The organism is Halomonas sp. LBP4, assembly GCF_003202205.1.
Taxonomy (GTDB): Bacteria; Pseudomonadota; Gammaproteobacteria; order Pseudomonadales; family Halomonadaceae; genus Halomonas; species Halomonas flagellata.
In genome coordinates this window covers 1-4,495 of the sequence record NZ_PDOG01000017.1, presented here as the reverse complement: position 1 = coordinate 4,495, position 4,495 = coordinate 1, and the positions used below count along the sequence as shown (strand labels likewise).

The following is a 4,495-nucleotide window of genomic DNA, read 5'->3' as shown; positions in this document are numbered from 1 at the left end:
GACGTGTCGGGCGAGACGCCGCTGATCGCCAACAAGAAGGTGGTGCTGAACAACGACTACATCCACCAGGTCATCGACATCTATCACATCTGACCCGGTGCGAGAGGAGATTCGACCATGAGCTACACCATTGCCCTCAACTTCGAGGACGGCGTGACCCGTTTCATCGGCTGCAAGGAAGGGGAAACGGTCCTCGACGCCGCCTACCGGCAGAAGGTCAACCTGCCGATGGACTGCTCCGACGGCGTCTGCGGCACCTGCAAGGGCCATTGCGAGCAAGGCGAGTTCGACATGGGGGACGAGTACCTGGAGGAGGCGCTCTCCGACGAGGAAGCCGCCGAAGGCCAGGTGCTGACCTGCCAGATGGTGCCGTCCTCGGACTGCGTCATCCAGATCCCGGTGGCCTCCGCCCTGTGCAAGACCCAGGTAGGCAAGCTCGAGGGCACCGTGGCCGTGGTCGAGCAACTCTCCGAGGATAGCATCGAGCTGGGCGTGGACCTGGACGACGAGGCCGCGCTGGCCTTCCTGCCGGGCCAGTACATTCACATCGACGTGCCGGGCACCGAGGAGCACCGCTCCTATTCCTTCAGCTCGAAGCCCGGCGCTCGACGTGCCACTTTCCTGATCCGCAACATCCCGAACGGGGTGATGAGCAGCTATCTGACCGAGCGGGCCAAGGTCGGCGACCGGCTGGCCCTGACCGGGCCGATGGGCAGCTTCTACCTGCGCGAGATCACGCGTCCGGTGCTGATGCTGGCCGGTGGCACCGGCCTCGCTCCCTTCCTCTCCATGCTTGAACTGCTGGTTCAGAGGCGGGCGGAAGGGACGACATGCGAGCAGCCGATCCATCTGATCTACGGTGTCAACAAGGATGACCACCTGGTCAAGGTCGACGCCCTGGAGCATTTCGCCGCAGAGCTGCCGAACTTCAGCTATTCCACCGTGGTGGTGGACGAGGCCAGCGAGCATCCGCGCAAGGGCTATGTCACCCATCACATGGATGCCGAGGTGATGCACGACGGCGACATCGACGTCTACCTGTGCGGACCGCCCCCCATGGTCGACGCCGTGCTCAAGCACTTCGACAAGGAAGGCATCGTGCCGCAGAGCTTCCACTACGAGAAGTTCACACCCAACAAGGCACCGGGAGAAGCCGCATGAGCCTGGCACGCTTCACGGACAAGGTGATGGTGGTAACCGGTGCCGCCCAGGGCATCGGGCAGCGGGTCGCCGAGCGCGCCGCTGCGGAAGGCGCGCGCCTGGCCCTGGTGGATCGCGCCGACTATGTCCAGGATGTGGCCGCCGAGCTCAAGGCGCAGGGCGTGGAAGCCATCGCCCTGCAGGCCGATCTGGAGACCTGGGAAGGGGCCGAGAGCGTGATGGCCAAGACCCACGAGCATTTCGGCCGTCTCGATATCCTGATCAACAATGTCGGCGGGACCATCTGGGCCCAGCCCTACGAGTACTATAAGCCCGAGCAGATCGAGGCCGAGGTGCGTCGCTCGCTGTTCCCGACCCTGTGGTGCTGCCGGGCGGCGCTGCCGTACCTGCTGGAGGCGAAGGGCAATATCGTCAACGTCTCCTCGGTGGCCACGCGTGGCCTGATGCGGGTGCCCTATGCGGCGGCCAAGGGTGGCGTGAATGCCATGACCGTGGCCCTGGCCTTCGAGTACGCCGAGCACGGTATTCGCGTGAACGCCACGGCGCCGGGGGGCACCGAGGCACCGCCGCGCAAGATCCCGCGCAACACCGCCGAGCAGAGCGAGCAGGAGAAAGTCTGGTACCAGACCCTGATCGACCAGACCAAGGCCACCAGCTTCATGGGCCGCTACGGCACCCTGGACGAACAGGCCGGCCCGATCCTGTTTTTGGCCTCCGAGGATGCCAACTACATTACCGGCACCATCGTGCCGGTGGCCGGAGGGGACCTCGGCTAGACCCGGATGCCAACGATAACCACCCCTGGAGCACACCGTGAAACACATCGAAAAGGGCGTGAGCCTCAGGCACGCGCCCCGCGACTTCATCCGAGATCTCAACGTCGATAACGTCAGCGCGGGTATCGTCGCTGGCATCTTTGGCCTCAGCGCCGGCATCATCCATATCAGTGCCGGGACCGCCGCGGGGCTCGATTCCCACTTCATCATGATCTGGGTCATCAGCTACCTGATGATCAACGGCCTGTTCGGGCTCTTTATGCCCGCCTACTATCGGCTGCCCCTGCCGATGGCCAACTCCATCCCCGGCGCCTTGCTGTTCGCCGCGATCATTCCCGTGGTCGGCCTGGAGGCCGCCCTGGGCGCCACCCTGATCGCCGGCGCCATCTCCCTGGTGGCCGGCCTGGCCGGGGTGATGGGCATCGTGATGAAACTGATCCCGATGCCGATCGTCATGGGCATGGTTGCCGGCATCCTGCTCAAGTTCGGCCTCAACATGGTGGCGCCGCTGGAAAACGCCATGCTGCCGGCGGCCATCATGATCCTGGCCTTTTTCCTGTCAGCGCGCCTGCTGCGCAAGATTCCACCCCTGATCGTGGCCATGCTGGCCGGTGTCGCGTACATGGCCTACTCCGGCGTCGACTTCTCCGGCGTGGAGTTCTCGGTGACCTTCCCCGAGTTCATCGTGCCCGAGTTCACCCTGTCCGCCTTCCTGGCCTATGGGCTGCCGCTGGCCCTCATCCTGGTGGGGATGGAGACTCCCGCCGGGGTGGGCCTGGTCAAGGGCATGGGCTACAAGGAGGTGCCGGCCAACGCCATCACCGCCGTGGGTGGCTTCGGCACCATGATCTCGGCCTTCTTCAACCTGCACAGCACCTGCATCGCCGCGCCGATGACCGGCATCTGTGCCTCGCCGGAGGCCGGCAAGCCGGACAAGCGCTGGGTGGCGGCGGTGATCGCCGGGGCCATCTTCGTGGTGAGCGCCCCCTTCTATGGCTTCGTGGTCAGCCTGATCGAAGCCATGCCGGGCTACTTTATCGCCATCATCGCCGGTCTGGCCCTGCTGCGGGTGATCACCTCGGCGATGCATATGGCGTTCTCGGGCAAGCACGAGATGGGCGGGCTGTTCTCCTTCCTGATCGCCGCTTCCGGCCTGCAGATCCTGGGCATCGGCTCCTCCTTCTGGGCGCTGGTGCTGGGTGTCTTCATTTCGCTGATCTTCGAGACCAAGGACTTCGAGTTCATCCGCAAGATCGGCGAGGAACAGGCTTCCCACTGATCCCGGGCCGCCGGATGGCGGCCTGGGACACCGAGATCCTCCTTGGCCCGTGTCTGCTTCGGCAGAGCGGGCTTTTTTATGGCGGCTTCCCGAGCCCGCCGTGTCGGCCTCTTATCCTTTTGTCGCAATCTGCACCGCCCCGAGGGTTGAATTCGCGTCCATGACCCCGCCCTGATGCCAGCCGAGCCGGCCGAAGAGGGTCGGCAGGGGCCCGGGACCAGTAGGGAGGCCGAAGGCATCGCAGACGAAATGACCGGAAATTGCTCTCCGGATCAGCAGAAATTTCTCAACATATTGATTTCATGTAGATGAGCTTGCCTTTTTGCGAGAGGGAAAGAGCTCGAGAAAGCGCTTTCGGCGATACCTCAAGGGTATGGGCAGGAACTCAAACGATATTGGTGAGGTTGTCGCCGGCTGGCCAGAATCCACTCACCACAACAAGAAAGCCTCCGCCGATATTTTGCCCGTCAGGCGTCCGGAGGCCCCCGACAACATGCCTTGCACCCCCTGACGCGAGCGCAGGGCACAACGACAACGACGAGAGCATGACCATGACCGTGAAGATTTTCGATACCCCCGAAGTGCAGGACTTCCTGAAGGCCGTCAGCGGCTTCGACCAGGCCGGCGGCAATCAGCGCGCCAAGCAGATCATGCACCGCCTGCTCTCCGACCTCTACCGGCTGATGGACGACTACGACGTCAGCGCCGAGGAGTTCTGGTCCGCCGTCAGCGTGCTCAACGCGCTGGGCAACGGCACCCAGTTCGGCCTGCTGGCCCCGGGCCTGGGCTTCGATCACTACCTGGACATGCGCATGGACGCTGCCGACGCCGAGCGCGGCCTGGCCGGCGGCACCCCGCGTACCATCGAGGGCCCGCTCTACGTGGCCGGCGCCCCCGAGGCCGAAGGTTTCGCGCGCATGGATGACGGCACCGATCAGGACGCCGAGGTGATGTGGCTGACCGGCCAGGTGCGTGACACCGAGGGCCAGCCCGTCGCCGGTGCCAAGGTCGAGATCTGGCACGCCGACTCCAAGGGCGGCTACTCCTTCTTCGACCCGACCCAGAGCGAGTACAACCTGCGCCGCTGCATCATCACCGATGCCGAGGGCCGCTACACCGCGCGCAGCATCATCCCCTCCGGCTACGGCTGCCCGCCGGACAGCCCGACCCAGCAGGTGCTCGACCTGCTCGGCCGTCACGGCCAGCGCCCGGCGCACATCCACTACTTCATCTCGGCGCCGGGCCACAAGCACCTGACCACCCAGATCAACCTGGCCGG

At 64.8% G+C, this 4,495-nt stretch carries 4 protein-coding genes; all 4 read left to right on the top strand.

Going from position 1 to position 4,495, the window contains the following annotated elements:
* Window positions 1-117 precede the first annotated feature (117 nt).
* Window positions 118-1,161: a benzoate 1,2-dioxygenase electron transfer component BenC gene (gene benC / locus CR157_RS21860; RefSeq protein ID WP_110285628.1), complete on the top strand. Its 1,044-nt coding sequence runs from the start codon at window positions 118-120 to the stop codon at window positions 1,159-1,161.
* Window positions 1,158-1,937: a benzoate diol dehydrogenase BenD gene (gene benD, locus CR157_RS21855; RefSeq protein ID WP_110285627.1), complete on the top strand. Its 780-nt coding sequence runs from the start codon at window positions 1,158-1,160 to the stop codon at window positions 1,935-1,937. The genes benC and benD overlap by 4 nt, the downstream gene beginning before the upstream one ends.
* Window positions 1,938-1,974: 37 nt before the next feature.
* The gene (locus CR157_RS21850) at window positions 1,975-3,216 is read left to right on the top strand and encodes a benzoate/H(+) symporter BenE family transporter (protein ID WP_110285626.1); all 1,242 of its coding nucleotides are present in this window, start codon (window positions 1,975-1,977) and stop codon (window positions 3,214-3,216) included.
* Window positions 3,217-3,767: 551 nt separating this feature from the next.
* The coding region (gene catA, locus CR157_RS21845; protein ID WP_110285629.1) for a catechol 1,2-dioxygenase at window positions 3,768-4,495 on the top strand (728 nt) is incomplete at its 3' end.